Source organism: Halioglobus sp. HI00S01, assembly GCF_001635445.1.
In the GTDB taxonomy this organism is placed as follows: Bacteria; Pseudomonadota; Gammaproteobacteria; order Pseudomonadales; family Halieaceae; genus Halioglobus; species Halioglobus japonicus.
The window spans coordinates 1-219 of the sequence record NZ_LWEE01000149.1 but is presented as its reverse complement, the minus strand read 5'-3'; the positions used below and the strand labels follow the sequence as shown (position 1 = coordinate 219).

Genomic DNA, 219 nt, shown 5'->3' with positions numbered 1-219 from the left:
CGCCCGCCCAGAGTAAAGTGCCAGCGACTGTCCAGCGCTTCCGGGCTCCAAGTCGCCTGGGCGAAAACCGCCATGGAGGTATTGTCGGTAAAGGTGATATCGAATTCGGGCCCGGGCAGGCCCAGAGTGGCACTGCCGCTGGAATCGTGGGTACCTTCATCATCGTAGTAGTACAGCCCGGTAACCAGTTCGACATTGTCCCAACTACCCAGTAACTGA

The 219-nt window shown here is 58.4% G+C and carries 1 protein-coding gene; it reads right to left on the bottom strand.

All coding sequences use genetic code 11. The features are described 5' to 3' along the window. On the bottom strand, positions 1-219 hold a 219-nt coding region (locus A3709_RS15005; RefSeq protein ID WP_156507783.1), incomplete at both ends, for a TonB-dependent receptor.